The sequence below is a fragment of the Bacillus sp. FJAT-29814 genome, assembly GCF_001510715.1.
Classification (GTDB): domain Bacteria; phylum Bacillota; class Bacilli; order Bacillales; family Cytobacillaceae; genus Neobacillus.
Genome location: NZ_LMTJ01000001.1, coordinates 1 through 20,077, shown reverse-complemented (window position 1 = coordinate 20,077; position 20,077 = coordinate 1). Strand labels below are relative to the sequence as shown.

24 protein-coding genes are annotated in these 20,077 nt (G+C 38.4%); 6 read left to right on the top strand and 18 right to left on the bottom strand.

Going from position 1 to position 20,077, the window contains the following annotated elements; genetic code table 11:
* Positions 1–107: 107 nt before the first annotated feature.
* From AR334_RS00120 to AR334_RS00095, 6 genes are all read right to left on the bottom strand, one after another.
* Entirely contained in the window at positions 108–764 is a 657-nt protein-coding gene (locus AR334_RS00120; RefSeq protein WP_066303581.1) for a M15 family metallopeptidase, read from the bottom strand.
* Between the two features lie 83 nt (positions 765–847).
* Entirely contained in the window at positions 848–1,393 is a 546-nt protein-coding gene (locus tag AR334_RS00115) for a GNAT family N-acetyltransferase (protein ID WP_066303577.1), read from the bottom strand.
* A gap of 64 nt (positions 1,394–1,457) precedes the next feature.
* On the bottom strand, positions 1,458–1,982 hold the full coding sequence (locus AR334_RS00110) for a VanZ family protein (RefSeq protein ID WP_066303570.1): 525 nt from the start codon (positions 1,980–1,982) through the stop codon (positions 1,458–1,460).
* A gap of 322 nt (positions 1,983–2,304) precedes the next feature.
* Positions 2,305–2,946, bottom strand: a complete 642-nt coding sequence (locus AR334_RS00105) for a queuosine precursor transporter (RefSeq protein WP_066303568.1) — start codon at positions 2,944–2,946, stop codon at positions 2,305–2,307.
* 14 nt (positions 2,947–2,960) lie between these two features.
* Complete coding sequence (queF, locus tag AR334_RS00100; protein WP_066303564.1) at positions 2,961–3,461, bottom strand: preQ(1) synthase; 501 nt, start codon at positions 3,459–3,461, stop codon at positions 2,961–2,963.
* 315 nt (positions 3,462–3,776) lie between these two features.
* Positions 3,777–5,162, bottom strand: a complete 1,386-nt coding sequence (locus AR334_RS00095) for a PD-(D/E)XK nuclease family protein (protein ID WP_066303562.1) — start codon at positions 5,160–5,162, stop codon at positions 3,777–3,779.
* Positions 5,163–5,379: 217 nt separating this feature from the next.
* Here AR334_RS00095 and AR334_RS00090 point away from each other — a divergent pair, with 217 nt between their 5' ends.
* Positions 5,380–5,610: a GntR family transcriptional regulator gene (locus tag AR334_RS00090; protein ID WP_066303550.1), complete on the top strand. Its 231-nt coding sequence runs from the start codon at positions 5,380–5,382 to the stop codon at positions 5,608–5,610.
* Between the two features lie 29 nt (positions 5,611–5,639).
* On the opposite strand, the gene AR334_RS00085 is transcribed toward AR334_RS00090, so the two are convergent.
* From AR334_RS00085 to AR334_RS00070, 4 genes are all read right to left on the bottom strand, one after another.
* Positions 5,640–6,038 carry a cytidine deaminase gene (locus tag AR334_RS00085; protein ID WP_066303547.1) on the bottom strand — a complete coding sequence of 133 codons (399 nt, stop codon included), beginning with the start codon at positions 6,036–6,038 and terminating at the stop codon, positions 5,640–5,642.
* A 340-nt stretch (positions 6,039–6,378) separates the two neighbouring features.
* On the bottom strand, positions 6,379–6,579 hold the full coding sequence (locus AR334_RS00080) for a hypothetical protein (protein WP_066303537.1): 201 nt from the start codon (positions 6,577–6,579) through the stop codon (positions 6,379–6,381).
* Positions 6,580–6,620: 41 nt separating this feature from the next.
* The gene (locus tag AR334_RS00075; RefSeq protein ID WP_066303533.1) at positions 6,621–7,682 is read right to left on the bottom strand and encodes a C45 family peptidase; all 1,062 of its coding nucleotides are present in this window, start codon (positions 7,680–7,682) and stop codon (positions 6,621–6,623) included.
* Between the two features lie 225 nt (positions 7,683–7,907).
* A complete protein-coding gene (locus AR334_RS00070; protein WP_066303530.1) occupies positions 7,908–8,345 on the bottom strand; it encodes a VOC family protein in 438 nt (145 codons plus the stop codon).
* 157 nt (positions 8,346–8,502) lie between these two features.
* Between AR334_RS00070 and pgaC the strand changes: the two genes are divergently transcribed.
* Both pgaC and pgaD read left to right on the top strand, forming a co-directional pair.
* On the top strand, positions 8,503–9,744 hold the full coding sequence (pgaC, locus tag AR334_RS00065; RefSeq protein WP_253701135.1) for a poly-beta-1,6-N-acetyl-D-glucosamine synthase: 1,242 nt from the start codon (positions 8,503–8,505) through the stop codon (positions 9,742–9,744).
* Positions 9,745–9,764: 20 nt separating this feature from the next.
* Entirely contained in the window at positions 9,765–10,133 is a 369-nt protein-coding gene (pgaD, locus tag AR334_RS00060; RefSeq protein WP_066303528.1) for a poly-beta-1,6-N-acetyl-D-glucosamine biosynthesis protein PgaD, read from the top strand.
* A gap of 174 nt (positions 10,134–10,307) precedes the next feature.
* Here the strand turns inward: pgaD and AR334_RS00055 are convergent, their stop codons facing one another.
* Complete coding sequence (locus AR334_RS00055; RefSeq protein ID WP_066303525.1) at positions 10,308–10,835, bottom strand: GNAT family N-acetyltransferase; 528 nt, start codon at positions 10,833–10,835, stop codon at positions 10,308–10,310.
* Positions 10,836–10,990: 155 nt separating this feature from the next.
* On the opposite strand from AR334_RS00055, the gene AR334_RS00050 reads away from it, so the two are divergent.
* Positions 10,991–11,449 carry a hypothetical protein gene (locus tag AR334_RS00050; protein WP_066303522.1) on the top strand — a complete coding sequence of 153 codons (459 nt, stop codon included), beginning with the start codon at positions 10,991–10,993 and terminating at the stop codon, positions 11,447–11,449.
* Between the two features lie 492 nt (positions 11,450–11,941).
* On the opposite strand, the gene AR334_RS00045 is transcribed toward AR334_RS00050, so the two are convergent.
* The 3 genes from AR334_RS00045 to AR334_RS00035 all read right to left on the bottom strand — a co-directional run bounded on the left by AR334_RS00045 (position 11,942) and on the right by AR334_RS00035 (position 13,544).
* On the bottom strand, positions 11,942–12,127 hold the full coding sequence (locus tag AR334_RS00045; protein WP_066303519.1) for a DUF2187 family protein: 186 nt from the start codon (positions 12,125–12,127) through the stop codon (positions 11,942–11,944).
* Positions 12,128–12,380: 253 nt separating this feature from the next.
* Positions 12,381–12,605 (bottom strand): hypothetical protein, encoded by a 225-nt coding sequence (locus AR334_RS00040; protein ID WP_066303511.1) that lies wholly within the window; start codon positions 12,603–12,605, stop codon positions 12,381–12,383.
* Positions 12,606–12,764: 159 nt separating this feature from the next.
* Positions 12,765–13,544: a Cof-type HAD-IIB family hydrolase gene (locus tag AR334_RS00035; protein WP_066303510.1), complete on the bottom strand. Its 780-nt coding sequence runs from the start codon at positions 13,542–13,544 to the stop codon at positions 12,765–12,767.
* A gap of 294 nt (positions 13,545–13,838) precedes the next feature.
* On the opposite strand from AR334_RS00035, the gene AR334_RS00030 reads away from it, so the two are divergent.
* Together AR334_RS00030 and AR334_RS00025 are read left to right on the top strand one after the other, a co-directional pair.
* Positions 13,839–14,648 (top strand): S1C family serine protease, encoded by an 810-nt coding sequence (locus AR334_RS00030; RefSeq protein WP_066303504.1) that lies wholly within the window; start codon positions 13,839–13,841, stop codon positions 14,646–14,648.
* Positions 14,649–14,740: 92 nt separating this feature from the next.
* Positions 14,741–16,336, top strand: a complete 1,596-nt coding sequence (locus AR334_RS00025; RefSeq protein ID WP_066303501.1) for an acetolactate synthase large subunit — start codon at positions 14,741–14,743, stop codon at positions 16,334–16,336.
* A 71-nt stretch (positions 16,337–16,407) separates the two neighbouring features.
* Here the strand turns inward: AR334_RS00025 and AR334_RS00020 are convergent, their stop codons facing one another.
* The 4 genes from AR334_RS00020 to AR334_RS30195 all read right to left on the bottom strand — a co-directional run.
* The gene (locus AR334_RS00020; RefSeq protein ID WP_066303498.1) at positions 16,408–17,184 is read right to left on the bottom strand and encodes a carboxylesterase; all 777 of its coding nucleotides are present in this window, start codon (positions 17,182–17,184) and stop codon (positions 16,408–16,410) included.
* A 638-nt stretch (positions 17,185–17,822) separates the two neighbouring features.
* The gene (locus AR334_RS00015) at positions 17,823–18,821 is read right to left on the bottom strand and encodes an NAD(P)-dependent alcohol dehydrogenase (RefSeq protein WP_066303495.1); all 999 of its coding nucleotides are present in this window, start codon (positions 18,819–18,821) and stop codon (positions 17,823–17,825) included.
* 208 nt (positions 18,822–19,029) lie between these two features.
* Positions 19,030–19,611: a Crp/Fnr family transcriptional regulator gene (locus tag AR334_RS00010; RefSeq protein ID WP_066303493.1), complete on the bottom strand. Its 582-nt coding sequence runs from the start codon at positions 19,609–19,611 to the stop codon at positions 19,030–19,032.
* A gap of 79 nt (positions 19,612–19,690) precedes the next feature.
* Positions 19,691–20,077: hypothetical protein (locus tag AR334_RS30195; RefSeq protein ID WP_253701134.1), on the bottom strand; the 387-nt coding region annotated here is incomplete at its 5' end.

Below are 20,077 nucleotides of genomic sequence, written 5' to 3'. Positions count from 1 at the left end.
AAATGAAAAAACTGGATTGCAGCTGATTAGCAATAAATACAAAAAGGCGAACAGTGCTGTGACTGTTCGCCTTCAGAAGGTAAATTGGTGCTGCTTTTTTGATGTTTTTATAATAGACTCTGTATTTTTTCTTCTGTAACGGATTCATAGAGAGCATATTCTGCATTTGTCATGACTGCCCAATACCTGTCACCGTACGACCAATGCCACCATTCCGTATAGTAATTGACAAAACCTACAGATTGAAGAGCGTTTGCAAGTAATTTACGATTTTGAATGGCTTGTTCGCTAATGTTTGTTGCAGCAAAAAAAGTAGCATTGTCCGTATCTTCTGGTATCGCATCGAATGGTGTACCCAGATCCAATTCTATACTATCTGAATCTATTAAGGTTAGGTCAATGGCCCCTCCTGTTGGATGAGGAGCTACGTGGGGAGGAGCAACATATTTAGATGCTTCTGAGATTAAATAATTCATATCTTGATTCGCTGAATTTTCTTTTAATCGTTGTATCGAACGTTCAAAGGCTAACTGTTGAAGATGTACAGGTCTGAATCCTTCCTTAATTAGAAAACGTAAACCATTGGGAAGAAATTTTTTAGCCTCAGAAAGCTTATTGGCAACTGAAAGACGAACATAGGAAAAATAAGGTGTTCTATTTGAAAGAGAATGGTCCACAACGATTTCAGGGTCAAAGCTAACAAGGTCAACAAATGGTTCTTGATGAGACTGTATATCCACTTTAGAAACTAATGGGTCACTCATTAATACATTTCATAATTGTTTCATAACATGTTTCCTCTCCTGTTCCTTCTTTTTTTAATAGAACAATTGCATTATTAAAAGTGCTATTCCTTAAATCTTCCCATTATATACGTGCTATAGTAGTTTCCGTCCGAAAGAATTCGATCTTTTTTTATAAGACCTTCGATTTCAAAACCGAGTTTTTTGTAAAGATCAATCGCGTTCCCATTAGTTTCTAGAACATTCAGTACCATTTTTGTTATTCCGTTTGTGTCAGCCCAGAAAATGCTTTCTTTCATGAGGTTTTTTCCAATGCCATATCCCCAGAAATCTTTTTGTACACCTACACCAAATTCAACCTTATGAACAAAACGTTTTAAATCCGATCCTTCACATCTCGAATAGCCTACTACTCTATCTTCCACCTCGGCTACTAAAAATAAGTGTCTGGGATGGTTGGTATCCGTCTCGATAATTCGTTCAAATCCTTCTTGGTCGATGAACGCTTCTCCCTTTTCTCTGTCCATATTTTCGGTTTCACCATCAATCTGCAATCTTAATTCCGACAAACTCTTGGCATCCCTTTTTACTGCAGACCTTATTGTGTACGTTACATTTTTTACCTTGAACTCTTGGTAATTAATAATCATGAGAACACTCCATTCCAATATGTATAAATAAACCCACTCAAATTCCAGCCATCTATTGATATTGCTATATTTGCATCCGGTTGTTCAACACTTTTCTGATTGGTCGAAAAAATAAAAAACCAACGTACCCTACGAAACCTCCGAACGTATTGGTGATTAAATCGGTTACATCAAATATTCTTGAAGTGGGACTCCCCCACCATGCGCTTAGTAATTGAGAACCTTCAATTGCCAAACTAAAAAGAAAGGACATTATAATAGTGCTTAAAACACCCCGTTTCTTGACCAAAGGGTACAGAAATCCAAACGGCATCATCATTAAGATATTTAAAATAATGCCTCTAACAGCCCCATTATAATGCATTCTTAAATCACGAAAAGGTGTGAGATTGCCTTCATTCAAAATAATCCTATTCATTGCACCACTTGGCGGGTGAAATGGCATGATCGTGACAAATAAAACCATGACTATATAAAGGTACATTAGTGTTTTAAGGAAAAATTCCTGTTTGGTTGCCTTTTTCCATCTTTTATAAAAGTACAAAAAGTATAATAAACCCAATAATAAAAAATTAATAAAATAATCCAAATTACATCCTCCAGTTCCATCGTAAATTCTTCTCTTTTTATTTAACCATTAATTAGACGATGAAATTGAGTAATCGTTCCAATTCTTTTGGTTTTTTTCGTTTTTTCCCACCTCAATTCTTGAAAAATAGAAAAATGCCAAGCACCTGCCAATTTTCTGGTTAGTGCCTGGCAATTATATTTAAATCTATTTACCAATTAAGCTCTTAGCGGCACTATCTCCGGTTTTATATTAGGAAACGTGCCAGGCACCTTCGCACTTTTTTGTCTTACAAAACAAAAAATGGACCGACGGATTAACATCCATCGATCCCTCTCAATAATTATCGCGTCACAGTGTTTTTAGAAATATTGGAGTCGGAATCCATTCTCTTCGCAAGATTTACAAGGAGATAGACAATTGGTGTCGTCATAATAGCTGCAAAAAATTTAAACATGTACTGAGTCATGATTACAGTCCCTAAAATTCCAATTGGCATAGTTCCATAAAAAGCAATCGTTATAAATATGGTGGTATCGATCAATTGGCTCAGCATAGTGGAGGCGTTATTCCGAAGCCATAACTTTTTATCCCCATGCCTGTTCTTAAATTTATTAAACACAAACACATCTAGATTTTGGCTAACCGTATAGGAAATGAGACTTGCCAAAATGACCCGGAAGCTTCCATTTAAGATGGTTTCAAATGAACCTTGGTCTTTAAAAACTGGTGCCGACGGCAATTGGACGGTAATGGCGATAAAGATAAGAGCAAGAATTTGTGTTACTAATCCTGCCTTAACCGTTCTTTGGCCCTCTTTTTTTCCATAAACCTCAACGATTACATCAATTAACGGATATGTAAAAATATATACAATGACTGCCGCAGGTAGAATGAATGTGTCTCCAATGCTAAATAACTTAACTGCCACGATATTGGCTAAAATCAATAACCCCACAAAAATACCATTTAAATAAAAAATCATTTTATAAACCTTCCTTATCTGTTGTCAATTTTTTCAGGATAAAGATCATGATTCATCAAGCGGAATTGGGCCATTTCTTCATATTTGGTTCCCGGTTTTCCATAATTGCACCACGGATCAATGGAGATTCCGCCACGCGGGGTAAATTTCCCCCAGACCTCAATATATCTTGGGTCCAGCAGCTTGATTAAATCATTCATGATGATATTGACACAGTCCTCATGAAAGTCCCCGTGATTCCGGAAACTGAATAAATATAATTTTAGCGATTTGCTTTCGACTATCTTCTTGTCAGGGATGTAGGAAATATACATCGTTGCAAAGTCCGGCTGCCCTGTCAGCGGACAGAGGCTCGTAAACTCCGGGCAATTAAACTTCACGAAATAATCCCGGTTAGGATGGAGATTATCGACGGACTCCAATACTTCCGGTGCATATTCAAATACATATTTTGTTCCTTGATTCCCTAGTAGAGTTAAATCCTTTAAACCTTCCTCATGACTTCTTCCAGACATAAAAAAAACCTCCTGTAAAATGTAGGGTCCCACACTTTCACAAGAGAGTTTCACGCTTCCATTCTATTGCAAACTAAAAAGGATAAAAACATAAAAAGCCACATCCTTATGGACATGGCCTAGTGTCATGAATCCATAGTTTTTTATAGAGGGTATCAGCTATGAACCTCTCCCGTTCAAGACGGGTATTCTTTTTTCTAACTATACTATAAAGAAGACCGTTCTATTCGTCAAACAGAAATATTATTCTTAACATACACAAAATCAATACAATGGAATGGTATTGAAGTGCACTTAAAAAACATTTCCACTCGGCTAGTCTATTTGGGAACTTTCCCCTCCGTTCTCCAGCAGCGGAGTTTCAGCTGTAACACCTAACTTATTTAGTAGTTTAGCAATCGTTTTCATGCCACTATGGGGATTAATCTTTGTTTCAATGTAATAAGTCTCACCCGTCATGATCGACTCATATGTATGAATAGACGCGAATTTTTTTCTGTTTTTATGGACTGGCTGGAACGCAATCGCATAACGGTTTCCTCTATCCCCGCCTCCTAGAATAAAGCCTTCTTCTACAAGCTGACGAAGTGGGAGTTGATGCTCTTCAATCCACTGTAATGTCTTCTTCCAAAGTTCAGGAACGGAATTTCCAGAAATAACCTCTTCCTCGCCCTCATGATGAATGACGATATGGAGCTCATCCCATCTCTTATAAATGTTTCTTTGGAATGGCGTTGAAAAATTCCATAATTCCTCTACATCGTTTTCCTCGTCAAGAACCCATTTGATGGTTCTAAAAACTTCACTATAGGTTTCGGTCACGACAGTGTTCACATAGTTTCTTTCTTCGCTGTCTGCCTCATTTGATATTTTCGTAATCGCTTTAAAAACATCTTCAAAACGGTCATAAATCGAGCGGACCAGTGTTCGTTCTTCTTCAATGGTAGCCAATTTTTCACGTTTCCCTTTATAAGGCATCCGTAGTGCATCTACATACTGCTGAATGATAGGCTTGGCGTAAATGCTTAAATCAGGATTTTCCAAGCAAGGCATCAGAACAATATCTACTAATTGCTGATAATCGATTCCATACCATTTCGAACTGCCGAACGTTGCTTCATTTGATTCTTTGATTTGGCTTTTTGGTACCAACCCTACCAACAGATAGGTTTCATCTTTAAATTTTTCTTCAAACTTTCTTAAATATTTATTGCATTGGTTTACATCAACTCTTGCATAAACCTTTTGCTCAACGGCAAGAATCAACTTTTTTTCAACACCAGGATTTTTTTCATCGATGATATTTACCTTAAAAAAGACATCCAGTCTGCCTTTGTCGTCATTTCTTTCTGTTTCCTCGATTGTTTCCTGCTCATCGATATCGAGTTTGTTAAGATCCTTTTCGGCTATGACCTCTGGATTCCTGAATTGATTCACGTTCAACATGGCGATATCGGTAATATCGTCTAAATTTTCATCAGCCGATTCGGCAACGGCCATTAAAAATCTTTGAAAAGGATAATACCCAAGCATATGTCTTTCCGTCGGATCCAAGAGCCAAGATAAAAATCTGGAGTGCCATGTTTCTAAATGTGTAGCCCCAACAACATGGAAGACATTGGGCCGATCAATCAAAAATTTTAAGGCCACAAAATCTTTATCCATTGTTAATTCATAGAGCATTCGTTTTAGTGATTTCAATTTGATTCCTCCATTATGTGATGAACTAAGAAGACACAATTATCCTACTATATTACTAAATAAAAAATTTTTAAACTACTAAATGGCTTCATTGGTTTATTTCTTTAAGTTTCCCTTAAAATCGTCCATAGAACGCTCCCTAAAATAGGAAAAAACACTTAATTTTTCTGAGAATCACTGCTACAATTTTCTTAAAAGCTAGAGTAAAGGATTAACTATGATTATCTTATTAAATTCCGATACACCCCACTATTTACAGATTTATAATCATATAAAAAGGGAAATTGCCACAGACCATCTTCAAGCCAATGACAAGCTCCCCTCGATCAGAAAACTGGCTGAATTCCTCGGTATTAGTACGACACCCGTGGAACAGTCTCTTTTAAAAAAAATTGAAACGCTGTGTATGGTATTAAGGTATGAAATAAAAAAACGGTCATCCCTGTAAATTGGACTAACCGTTTTATGTATGAAAAATTACATATCTAAATCTGTAAATGCATAAGGTACTAATTCCCTTAGCGTCAGTTCTAAGATTTCTTTCTTCTGATTTGTTAAATAAACCGGCATTTCAGGAGAACAAAATTCCACTAGAACTTGTCTGCAAATACTGCAGGGCGGCAAATAATCTTCGGTATCACCTGCGACAGCAATTGCCTGAAAATCACCCTTTTTGTAACCGGTTGCTACGGCGGTGAAAATGGCGGTTCTCTCGGCACAATTTGTTGCGCCAAATGAAACATTTTCCACGTTGACCCCATTAATGACCGTACCATCTTTTAATAAAAGTGCTGCTCCCACCGGGAATTTGGAATAAGGAATATAAGCTCGATCCTTTATCTTACGTGCGCTTTCCAATAATTGCTCTTTATCCATAGGATTCATCCCTTTCAAAGATAAATGAACTTTAATAGTTCCCTTAACGCCAAAGTTTAGTTGGCAGGAATTTTATTATCGTATTTTTTTGTCAATTTTTCAATAACAAAAATAATCGTTAGCATTATAATTTTAGTGTTATTCCATTAATGTTTCTTTTTTTCATATAATTAATAATCAAATTCAAGAAAAGCGAATTTGAAAACTCGCAATCAATTGCATGTTAGACCTTTATGTATAAACATAAAATGGCTATCAAATCCCTATTCAAATTGATAGCCATTCTATGTAAGAGATTTAATGTTTATTATAAAATAAAAAAAGTGGCGTTTTTCCAACTTCATTCCTGATTATTTCTGTTTTCATCCATGTTTCCTGCCAAATTATTAACGGCATTTTTTGTTGCATCTACTGTTTTCATCGCAATATTCTCTGTTGCTTCTAAGGCATTGTGCACCGTTTCAAAAGCGGAACCCGCGGTGTTTTTTATACTTTCTGCAATACCTTCGTTATTCTGTTGATTATTTCTTCGGTTTGCCATTTTGTTCACCTCCAATCGCCGTTAGATTATGTATTTTCCATTTATTTATACCAATCAGCTTGTTCCATATGAGGAAATGGAATATCCGTATCGACCTTTCCTTCAATTTTCTTGAAGTGAAAGTCTTCCCCTTGTAACCATTTGGAGAAATCAAACTTGGTTGGTTCTTGGTCGCCACCTAGAACAAACCAGGACTCCAATCCCCTTGGAAAATAGGCGGAGGTATGGATTGTTCCGGCCCAGCTGCCATAAAGCTTGGAAAACACGCCCTGACCGGTGTCATTCAAAAGCCTGAAGGCTTCAAATCCGCTCATTCCACGTGTTTGATTTTCTTCTACAATTTGCAATCTCTTATTTGAATCCTCCAAAATATGACGGTTTTCTTCGGTCAGTATTTTAAAGTGATTGGTACACGCATAGCCTTGCCGGAATTCCACTCTTCTTGGAGAGGTTTCAACAATAACGGGTGGCTCGCCCGTTTGATCAAATAGTGTATAGGCGAAAGACCCACGGTGCGGAATCACCTTTAGAAGTTCAACCGCTTCCTTCGCGTTGGCGCAGCGTTCTAGGATGAGCCTGCCAATCATATGGCAAATAAAGCCGTCTCCCGGACGTTTGCGGTTCATGAACGTATAGCCCATTGCAAGACCCTGTTCGTTCATTCCATCACTTCGGCCGGTAATTTTTTGGCTAACTCCTATGGTCGCATAGCCTCCATCCGTTGGCTTGTAAATCACATAGCGTCCATCATAGGTTTTAGGATGGTAGTCGTAATTTCGGACCATATAATGATCCCCAACATAAATGGAACATCCAGAAGGATTGATTTTCACTCTGTATCCGCCGAACTCTAGCAATACCCTTTCTACCGGCCACTCCAAAGCATCCCGCAACCCAAGCAATTCTTCCCAAATGGAAGGAGCCAACTCTTGGAAAATCATTTCAGTTTCTTTCCTATCAATCCGAAACTGTGGCTTACGGACTTTCCATTGCCGCTCCCGATTTCTGACCAATATTGAATCCTTGAGCTGTTCACCCTGCATATAGCCAAAATCATAATGTGTACCACGAAATTGAATAATGTCTGCAAATACTTTTTTCATGCTGATTTCCTCCATTTGCCGCTATACCCTAAGGATAACGGGAACCCATCAAAAAATAAAATTATGCTTCTGCCAATTTTGTGTGAATAGGCTTGATTTTGTATAACTAAAAAACGACAGATACCCTGTCGTCATTTAAAATCCTTATTGAACAAAGGGCCCCGATCGTTTAAGAAGAAAACTTTAAAGGTTGAGATCTAAATCATTTAAAGTCCGATTTAATATTTATCTGATTTTCTCCGCCAACTCTAAAATAATTCCCTCCGGACCACGAACGTAGCATAACTTATAACTTTCTTCATATTGCTGTATCTCACTAAAGATTTCCATACCCCTCTCTTTCAATTTTGCAACAATAGCTTCAATATCTTCAACAGCAAAGCAAATATGTCGGATACCAAGCGTATTTGCAAAAGGTTGCTGAATATCTTTTTCATCTGACGGCGTATAAAATTTGACTAGCTCTATCCATGTCTCACCATCTGGCATCCCCAATCCTACACATGCCGTTTTAACATTATTAAGCCCAACTATTCTGTCCAACTGTTCTCCGTCCAACTCCCATTCCGCTTGCACTTCAAGTCCTAAATCAAGAAAAAACGCTTTAGCCTCTGAAAGATCATTTACGTTTATACTCACATGATCTATTCTATTGATCTTCATATCTCCTACCACCTCAGTTCCTATTATTTTACACTGCTCTTTTCACTATTACCCCCTTACAAAAATCCGTCAATTAATAGTATATTTTTCACAAGAAAAATTGTAGAATATCCCTATCAATATAGTTTTGTGTCGAAATTGGGAAAGGGGTTTATACTTGCTAAGAACTATTTTTACTCTTTTTTTATTTTATTATCCTCTGGTAATGGGGATTATTTGGATTACTGGGAGTATGATTTACTATTTTAAAAAGGAAAGAAATTTTAAACACCCTATTTTTAGGGATGATGAATTGCCTTTTATCTCATTACTTATTCCTGCTTTTAATGAAGAACAAACAATAGAAGAAACTGTAAGATATGCTTCCAATATAGATTATCCCAATTTTGAAATAATAGTGATCAATGATGGTAGCAATGATAAAACAATTTCTATTTTACAATCGATATTACCACTCTACCCCAAATTAAGGGTCGTTAACGTTGTTAATAACAAAGGGAAAGCTAATGCTTTAAAGCAAGGTCTCCTCGTAAGCAAAGGGGAATACATTGCAACGATAGATAGCGATGCGATCTTAGATAAAAAAGCACTAAGGTATATCATTCCTCATTTTATTACCCCTCATAATGGAGAAAGAGTGGGGGCTGTAACCGGGAACCCCCGTATTAGAAACAGGACAAGCTTAATTTCGAAAATTCAGTTAGTAGAGTACGCGAGTATTATTGGCTTAATTAAACGAACTCAAAGAATACTTGGAAAAGTAATGACTGTATCCGGTGTGTTTGTTGTCTTCAGAAAAAAGGCTTTGTTAGACGCAGGTATGTGGGACACAGATCTAATTACTGATGACATTGGTGTAACGTGGAAATTACAGAAAAAGTTTTGGGATGTTCGATACGAACCGAAAGCTTTATGTTGGATGTTAGTCCCTGAGACGATCAGAGGAATTTGGAAACAGCGATTAAGATGGACACAGGGTGGAATTGAGGTGATCTTGCGTCATAAAGACATCTTCCTAGACAGGAGACAAAGAAGACTATTTCCCGTCTATATTGAACAAGTTTTAAGTATATTATGGGCTATTATATGGTTTGCTTCTGTACTTTTGGCTCTTTTCAAATTTATATTCCTTCATTCTTTTGTTCTACCTACACTTTGGATTGGCAATTATTTATCACTAATTTGTTTGATGCAATTTTTTGTAGCACTTTTAATTGAAAAAAATTACGAGAAAAATATCTTAATTTACCTCCTTTGGGCAATTTGGTACCCTCTTATTTATTGGCATATCAACGCTCTATTAGTCATTGCAGCCTTACCAAAAGGACTAAAGATTCTAAAGAAAGATAAACCTCAATATGCAACTTGGGAAAGTCCAGATCGTGGATTGCATCTATAATAAGGGGCGGTGTAATACAGATGATTATTAAAGTTCAACAGTCTAGAATTAGAACCTTTATTGAATTCTTGATTACTTTATTTGGTTGGTTCTTTTTATTACTTTTTCTTTATAATGTATCCCTTCATTTTCAAACTCGACTAAATTACCGTTTTTACCTATTAAATTTATCTAACACTAATTCAATAATGTTGTTTACTTTTTTTTCATTTGCTATCGCAACTGGTTCAATGATGTGGTGGAGTTCCTATAATAAAAGAAAATATGGACCATTAAAAAGGAGAAAATTCCCTTTACCAACAGACAATCAAGAAATTTCAGCATATTTTCAAATCAGCGAAGAGGATGTAAAACGTAATCAGGATAGTCGTTATGTAGAAAAAAAGTAACCTTTTTAAAAAGGCTAGTTTTTTTGAACTAACGCTTCATTCTGAGCTAAGTATGGAGCTGCTAAGGCAGCTCCTTTATATAACGCAATTAAACCCTTTCAAAATCCACCAAGTTCCAGCATCGCAACCCTTTAGTTAAAGAGTAATTCTTCCCATTCACAATTATCTATCTGGTCATCTTTTGTTTCGCAAAACAGTTATAAATCCATTCAAAATATTGTGGCTAACAACAAAACCTTTACGTTTATAGAATTCTAATGCATCATTACCATTTGAAACAAAAATAAAATAATCCTCTATATCATCAAATTGGTTCAACCATTTCATTGAAATATCAAAGAGCACTGAACCAATCCCATATCGTCTATATTCCTCTTTTATATAAAACTGAGATAAACACCCTACATTGTTCCTATTCACTGAAGAAAGATCAAAAAAAGTTGCGAAATCATTTGAGTAGACTTCTTTAGGAGAGATATTTGAATAAACATAACCAACTATTTTGTCACCATCTCTTACAACCACGATTTGATTGTCTATTGCACTTTTTATTGAAGAAAGCATCCTTGTCTCAAAATTCATTTCATCAAACAATTCAGGTGTAATTTTTGCCTTTGATTTTTGAAAAAACATAAGTTCATTACACAACTCTTTACAAGAGTAAGCTTTTTCAATTGGTATAATTTCATATTTTATATTCATTCTTTATTTCACACCTTTTGATATCATACTAATAATTATAATCATTCCCTCCTTATCAAACAATTCTGCTTCGTTAGTTTTATAACTTCAATAAAAAAATGCATATCTTTTCCTGGGTTAAGCAACATAAAAGAAAACAGTTAAGGAGTATAGAAATGTTCGTATCATTCATAAGATTTGGACTCTTTTTGATACCCTGGTTATCTGTTTTCTTCATTCCAAAAAATGAGTTTAAAAAGTATATGCCCGTAGCAACATTTGGATCATTGTTGGCTTTAGTACAAAGTATATTATCTGTTCCATTTAAATGGTGGACAGTAAAAGGCGGGCTTCTAAATAAAGCCTTTAATGATTTTGGCTTTATTTTTGGACCATTCTTTATAGGAACCATATGGATTTTTAAACTGACTTACGGAAAGCCTTGGTTGTATTCTTTGGCTAATTTATTGATGGATGTATTTCTTGCCTTTCCTGCAAATTGGCTGTTTCAAAAATTAAAGGTTTACAAATTAGTGAACTTTAAACCAAAACACATTTTTTACACATCCATTTGTTTTGCTCTTGTTATCTACGGCTATCAATCATTCATAACCCGACCTAAGTCCAGTAAGTGATACTGGATTTTCTTTTTGTTGCATAGTTTTTGTCAAATACGCATTATTCGTTTATCTTCTTCAACTAACTATACTGCACATTTGATGGTATATCCCTTTTTATAAAAATGCTGATAATTTGATAAACTAGGCATCCATCCAAACATATTTAGATGAACACTCATAATTTACTGTAACTTTGAATGAGAGGATGATATGAATGGTTTACTACATATTTTTGCATCACTACAATCCATGGTATAAACCTATTGTCGTTCCGTTTATTCCCCCATCACCGATACCACCCGCCGCTATTACCTATCGAAATTTGAGCGAGTATGGTTTAAAATACCCTTATTAGACTTGATTGCCATAACAGCAACTAGATCTTGTATGAAAGCACCCCTTCGTTAAAAAAAGAAAAATAAACTTTTTTAAAAGTTCAATAAAAAATGGCCACCGTAATGGCAGCCGGGTCTTAAAGGAACGCACCCGTTTCTTTAAGTACAATTTTCACGATGTTGCTTTCGTAATTTTATAATTTTTATGATTGACTATGGTTGTAATAGGTTCATTTTTCTTCTTATTGTATCCGTACTCAACAATAACAGAATTTTCTCTTACAACCGTAACAGTCCCTTCATGGCTTTCCCCATCACGCTTAAATAAAATATTGTCCCCGATTTTAGCAGTTGCCATTTAATCACCCCTGAACTTATTATTTTCAGCAAAGATAAAAAAATGCAGGAACAATTAAGATAATGAGGTGTATTTATTGCTTAAAAGAAAGACCCAGTTTGTTTAAGTACACATTTTCACAAACTCAAAATATTAGCATAGTGAAGCCTCGCCCATTCCCATTTCACCATTCTGGTCACCTTTTTAAATTCCCTACAAATAGCAAAAGCTCCTGCCCCTTCTTCCACTAAACTGCCCGTTCAATAAGGATTAATTACATTTTTCCTTCTTTTATCCATACCCATATCCGAAAACTACCGAAAACTGATACCAAGAATAGAATCATCATCATTATTACCCATATTGATAATCTATTTATTTCTTTTAAACCATCTGCATTTACAAATACAAAAGCTGAAAAGCCAAATAACGCTAAATAACAAAATACATTAGGAATGATCCAAATCAAACGTAATTTTATATTTTTCAATAATATCATCCTTACTGCAAGCCTGTATTATAACTTCATATTACAAATTCGACAGTAACCATCTAATTCCTTGTTAAACAAAGCTGCCCCATTCTTGTAATAAGATTCTTTTTTAAGGTACGATTGTCAATCCATATACATTTTTTTAAATAACTATGGCCCCATAGGCTATAATAATCCCACCATTTGAAGCCCATGAAAAATGCCATCATCTGAAACAGATTTTGTCACAAATTTGGCGACTTCCTTTACTTTTTCTTCTGCATTTCCCATGGCGACACTATTTTCTACCATAGAAAGCATTTCAATATCATTTAGCCCATCGCCAAAGGCATAGAGATGTTCTTGGGGAAACCCAAGTTTTTTCGCAATCTCGCTGATTCCTTTAGCTTTAGAGCCACCTTTTGGGACAACATCCATTGCCACAGGATGCCATCTAACAAAATCAAAGTCGTGAAACTCCTGCTCGTACTGTTTCTCTTCCCCTTCCGCGCAAAAAAGCTGCGCTTGATACAAATCCCGCCCCTTAAAATAGTGCGGATCATATGTAGGTAAACTGGTTGATTTAAAAAACTCAAAGCTTTCTTTGATATATTTGTGTTCCGGAACATTTGCTTTCATATCTTCATGGTCCATATAGACGACCGGATGATTCCGCTGCAAGGCTGCGCTGGTTAATTTTTCAACAGAGGAGATTTTTAACGGGTTTGTATACAGGACTTCCCCTTCCAACACCACGTACTGCCCGTTATAGCCAATGTAGGTGTCAATCGCCAATTCCTTTTTCAAGTCCTCAAACATAAATGGTGCACGTCCTGTTGCAATGGCAACAACATGCCCCATTTCTTTTAATGTAAAAATAGCTTCTTTCGTTGATCTTGGCAGTTTTTTATCCTCATCCAATAAAGTCCCATCTATATCAAAAAATATAACGCTCTTGTTCTTCATGTCGCTCCTGCCTTCCCATTTCAGCTTTGACAAAACTGACTAAATGATTTCTGATTGTATTATACAATTTAAGATACTCCTTTAGGAAAAAATAAGGGCTACCAAAACGGTTTCTCTCGGATAAGCATCTTTTACTCTTGGATAAGGAACCTTTTATCTCGGATAGTCATCTGTTACTCTCGGATAAGCATCTTTTACTCTCAACTTACGAAATTCGCTAAAAAAATCATCCCCCTCTCCCCACCCCAAACCGCTATAATAAAACTATCATCACCATTTATGGGGGCTATTGTGTTGGACAAGGAAAACCAGGATATAAATCAGGAACCGCCAGAGTGGGAAGCATCACTCACCGAAGAGGAAATAATCGAATGGGAAAAACAGAAGGCCAAAAGTAAAAAACGCAGAAAAGTTGCTGCCAAAATAATTAGTTCTTTGCTTGTGTTTGCTCTTTTAATAAGCACGTTGGGCATGTGGTTTGATGTATTTAACTTGCCTGCGATTCGGTTTGTGAAAGTATCAAATCAACTGTCCAAGCAACCGGAAGTGAAGGAATACAAAAAGTCTGTTGTCTCGCTGGAGTGGGACGGGGTGAGGGGAACTGGCTTTAACGTCGCTTCTGATGGGTTAATAGTCACCAACCACCATGTGGTCGAAAAATCGAATCGGGTAAATGTTTATTTCCGTAACGGCGATTCTTACGTAGGTAAGGTCATTGCCACCCGGCCGGATCTTGATCTTGCCCTTGTTGACATAAAGGCAAAGAACTTGCCCGTTTTGCCGCTTGCCGCAGAACAAGATTGGGAAATGTGGAACAGCGAGAACATTCTTTTTATCGGCAATCCACTAGGCTTTTCGCAAATCGCCAATGAAGGCGTGGTGAAAAGCCCAATCCAGTTATCTGGATGGGATGTTCCCGTCCTGATGATTGAAGCCCCGATTTATAAAGGAAACAGCGGAAGTCCGGTGATCAATCAGGAAGGACAAGTGATCGGCGTCATCTTTGCCACCTTGCAAAACCCGGAAGTGGACACCAAGGAAATTATCGGGGCGGCTGTGCCCTCGGTTTATATTAAGCAGATGCTTGATGAAGTGAATAACTAACTTGCCTCCTTTCGTAAGGAGGCTATTTTTTTGATAATTTATGTTTAATTCTGGGTAGACTTTGGATGAATGACGTCGTTTAAGGAGGAATTATGAAAGTATCCGATTTCATCATCAGCTGTTTAGAAACCGAAAAGGTCGAATATGTCTTTGGTATTGTTGGCAAGGAGACGATTGATCTCGCTGATTCTTTATCCAAATCCACCCAAATTCAATTTGTGAATGTACGGCATGAGCAAGGGGCGGCTTTCATGGCGGATGTTTACGGAAGATTAGCGGGCAAAGCGGGCGTTTGTTTTTCTACCTTAGGGCCCGGGGCTACCAACCTTATGACAGGCATTGCCAGTGCCCAACTCGACCATTCCCCTCTGGTGGCTCTCATTGGGCAGGCGGATGTTGCCCGGAATCATCCGGAATCTCATCAATATCTAGACATCGTTACCCTAACGGAACCAGTGACAAAATGGAACACCCAGATCATGAATTCACAAACTGTTCATGTTACCATTCGAAACGCGTTTCGAATGGCAACGATGGAAAAACCAGGTGCGGTGGCGGTTGTCCTGCCGGAGAATTTTTTAACGCAGCAGATTTCTGCCAAACCGCTTCCAGTTCAGCCTTTGCCCCAAACAGTCCCTGCAGTGGAGACGATTGAGGCGGCCCGTACCCGCATCCAAAACAGTAGGAAACCATTTCTTCTGGTTGGGAATGGTGTGATAAGAGAGGATGCAACCCAGGAGCTGCAAGCTTTGATTGACACATTGCAAGCGCCTGTGGCGCACAGCTTTATGGCAAAAGGAATACTGCCAAAAGAACACTCTTTCAATTATTTTACTTTTGGATTTGCTGAAAAGGATGAGGTGATTGCCGGAACCCAGGAATGTGATTTAATCATTAGTATTGGATTAGATTTGGTGGAATCTCCTACGAAAAATTGGAACGATCGTAAGATGCCAGTTTTGCATATCGACACATTACCTGCAGAAGTGAATGAATATTACCCGGTCGAAATCGAATGTGTCGGGAATATCAAGAAGACACTCCAGTCGCTTAATCAACTTGGGCTCCCAACAAAATCGTGGGTTCCTGCCGGAAATCTCAAGGAAAAAATTATGACTGCCCATCAAATTAGCGATGCTCAGTCCAAACCAAGCGGCAGCCCTCTGAGCATTGAGCAAATTCTGTATTGTATTGAAGCTGTCGCAGCTGAGAATACAATTTTGATTTCAGATGTCGGTGCTCATAAGGTTTCGATTGCGAGGACCTATCAGCCAAAACAACCAAATAGAGTCATCATTTCAAACGGTTTGGCTTCGATGGGAATTGCCCTTCCAGGTTCGATTGGCGCCAAACTGGCTTGTCCTGATGATCCGGTTATCTGTATTACTGGTGATGGCGGCGCGGTCTTGAATATTGCGGAGCTTGAGACAGCCAAAAGGCTCGGGCTTTCCTTTATGATCATTGTCTTGAATGATTCGATGTTAAAGCTTGAGGTACAGCAAATGAACAAGCGGTTTGGAGAAAGCTATGGTGTCACTTATAAAAACCCTGATTTTGTCCAACTGGCTGAAAGCTTTGGCATTAAGGGAAAAAAGGTTAAGACCATAGAGGAATTTGAAGTGGTACTTAAAGAGAATCTCCACCGCCAGGAAGAGATTGTCTTAGTCGAAGTGGTTATGCCGAATTAAAAATCTGTTTTTCTGCTGCAAAATGGGGGGCCTTTTTATGCCCCCCATTTCGTTACAGCACAAATCTTGAATCATGAAAAAACCATTTGCTGAGTAGTGGATTTTGCGCTGACTTTCTGTATAAAGGCATGTGCTTTTTTAATGATTTCATCCTTGTCATGATCCATCGAAGCAACATGGTAAGAATGATAAAGTGTCACTACCTCTTTTTGGATCGAGCTAACATGCTCGACAGTATACTCGGTGTTTGACGGCGGCACTACATGGTCAACAATTGATTTAAAGCAAAGGATAGGCTGTGTGATGGTTGGAATGATGGTAGGTGTCTTTGTCATAAGCGCTTGGATTTCATGAATCGCTCGTAACGGGACCTTGTCATACGTTATTTCCTGGACACCCTTCAGCCGAATATCGGGTGAACCTTCAGGGAGAAATCTGGGACTTGTTTTTCCAACCAAATATTCATAATCCGGTATACTTAACGCCGCATTAATCGTGATGACGCCATTAATAGTTGGATATTTATTCGCCAACCAAAGCGCTAACGCCCCGCCCATCGATTGTCCCATAACAAAAATCGTTGAACACCGCTCCTTAAGGTACTGATACCCCGCTTCAAGGTCAGACATCCAGTCACCGTAAGTCGCATTCTCCAAATCATGAGGGTGAGTCCCATGGCCTGCTAACCGCGGGGCAAAAACGGTATATCCTAATTCTGATAATTTTGCCCCCAAGTACCTTACACTCTGTGGAGTCCCCATAAAGCCATGGGAAAGTATGATGCCAACTTTGCTGCCTTCTATAAAAAACGATTCTGCTCCATCCAATACTGGATATAATTCTTTCATTAACCGTTTCCCCCCTCATTTTTCCGATAATTTGGCATGTATTATATTTGTCGCCGTTTCCTGTTCTTATTAAATGGATTATAATTCATATTATTCCTACCTGTCAACTAGGTTTTAAGAAAATGAAACTCCCCCTTTCGAAAACAGATGCTTGAACTCATTATTTTTCAGCTTAATCTGTCTATTCGACCGTCTCCAAGATTATCTCGCCGGCTCGGTCGTTTAGAGTGCTTCTATTCGACCGAGCCGCAGATTTTTCCACCTTCTCGGTCGTTTAGAGCCCTTCTATTCGACCGTTCCCCTGATTTTTCCACCGACTCGGTCGTTTAGAGCCCTTCTATTCGACCATTCCCCTAATTTTTCCAACTTCTCGGTCGTTTAGAGCCCTTCTATTTGACCGTTCCCACGATTTTTCCACAGGCTCGGTCTTTTAGAGCCGGCCTATTCGACCATCTCCTCGATTTTTTCACCTTCTCGGTCGTTTAGAGCCCTTCTATTCGACCGTCCCTTTGATTTTTCCACCGGCTCGGTCGTTTAGTGCCCTTCTATTCGACCGTCCCCACGATTTTTCCCCCTGCTCGGTCGTTAAGATCCTTCCTAAACGATAAAGAAAACATCATTAGTTAATCACCCTCGTTTCACGGAGTGGTGGTTCCCCCCTCGCGCTCAATGCCCCTTATCACAACATTCCCCTTCTTGTGTCCCTTCTCGACATATCGATGAGCCTCCACGATTTCATCCCATCCATAATATCTATCAACGGCCACTTTTAACTCCCCCGCCTCAACCAGTTCTTTAAGAAAAACGAGAGCATCGGAAGTTTCAGGTACATTTTGGCCCAAGATCAGCTTTATGCCTTTGGTCATTTTTGCCCTAATCATCTGAATTCCTGGGAGCAGTACTGTGAGATTGATATATGTACCGTCCTTTTTCAAGGATTTCATGCAGGCTGAAAATGAACTCTTGCCTACTGTATCAAAGATAACATCATAGTTCTCACCAGTACTTGAAAAATCCTCTACCGTGTAATCAATCAAACTGTCGGCACCTAATCGTTTCACCCATTCAAGATTGGAGGTGCTGCATACCGCTGTTACACTTGCCCCGAAATGCTTGGCAATTTGGACGGCGTAGCTTCCGACACTACCTGAAGCACCATAGATTAGTACCTTTTGCCCGCTCCCAACGTTCGCTTTTTTAAGGAAATGTAAGGCAGTACGTGCCCCAATGGGAATGGCAGCAGCTTCCTCAAAGGTGATATTGGCAGGCTTAAGCGCCATAGGTCCATCCTCTGGGAGGCATTTATATTCGGCATAAGCGCCAAATCCCTGCAAGGAAGCTGCAAAAACCTGGTCCCCTTGCTTGAACTTGCTCACATTACTCCCTACGGACTCTACTTCCCCAGCTAACTCCATTCCCAATATCTCCTTTTTCGGCTGCCTGAAACCAAGTGCGATCCTAGCAGGGAGCCAAAAAGCGGGAGGAACCGAAAAAGCTCGTGCCCGTATATCTGCTACTGTTACAGTGGTTGCCTTTATTTTTACCAGGATTTCATTTTCTCTAGGAACCGGCTTTTCTACCTCTTCTTGAAAAAGAACTTCAGGGGGACCGTACCTTTTGTACACAATCGCTTTCATCTACTCGCCTCCTCAATACTTAATATCATACGTTTTGCACCAATAAAAAGAACACCCTTCGATTCTTCTTAACTTAGGTCAATGAAGCCGTTTCTTTTCCCTTTTGTCATAGAATCTATCCTTCGTGTACCCATGTTTTTAGGTGAATTTAGCTTTGGATTTTGGCTAATTTTTCAAAGGTGGAAAAGCGATTATAAGTGGCTGACTACTAATCTTTAGTTAATCGCTTTTTGATTCTGCTCAATGACTCTGGGGTCATTCCAAGATAACTGGCCAATTGATGCTGGGGGACACGGTTTAGTAGTTGAGGACGCTTGTTGACGATTGATTTGTACCGTTCTTCCGGAGTCGACTTGATGAACTCGGCGAATTCATCTTGTACCTCGCGAAGGCTAATCTCCATCATTTTGCGTGTCATGGTTTCCAATTGCGAGTATTTGTCATACATCACCTGCTCAGAATCGAAGTCGCCAACTACCAACATCGAATCTTCTAAACTCGTATAAGAGTACTTCGAAGGCTCTGCCTGGTTTTGGTCATTGACTATCGGAATCGCTTGCTCTTCGGTAAAAAAATTCGCAGTAACTTCTTTGCCAGATTCATCAACAAAAAACTGGCGAACACACCCTTTTAAAACGAAATAACATTTAACAACAGGCAGATCTCCTTGTGCAAGGAGGATTTTTCCTTTTTTAAATTCTTTGATCTTAATCGCCTCGGAGATTTTCTGTTTTTCCGCCTCGTTTAGGGTAGTAAATTCATTCATATATTTTAACAGTATTTCCTTCATGATATGGTCCCCCGCAGGATTTTTACCTTTATTTTACCATTTTTATCCACGTAACTAAATCAGATTTAACCTGAAAGGTTTAACTTTTGGGTTCCATTCGATTTTCTATTTCTGTTATTCTATCGGTTATGTCTTCCTCTCCGTTTATAATTACTTTTTCAATAATCGTTGTACGATACCCGGTTTCTCGTTTTATTTCTTGTATGTATTGGTACGCCGCCCTTGGAATATCGCTTTTACCCCTTGCTTTAAACGGTCCACTTGAAACCATGCCCGTTCCATCAATACTTAGATGAACCTCTAGGATAAATTTCACATATATCACCTCATCTCTATTATAGAACATATGTTTGATTTTTAGGTAAAAAAATAACCGCCTAATGTGATCTGACCCCATAAAGTTGGACAAAAATATTACGCTGATTTCTCGGTGGTAAGAAGCCTGTACTGAACAGGGCTCTTGCCA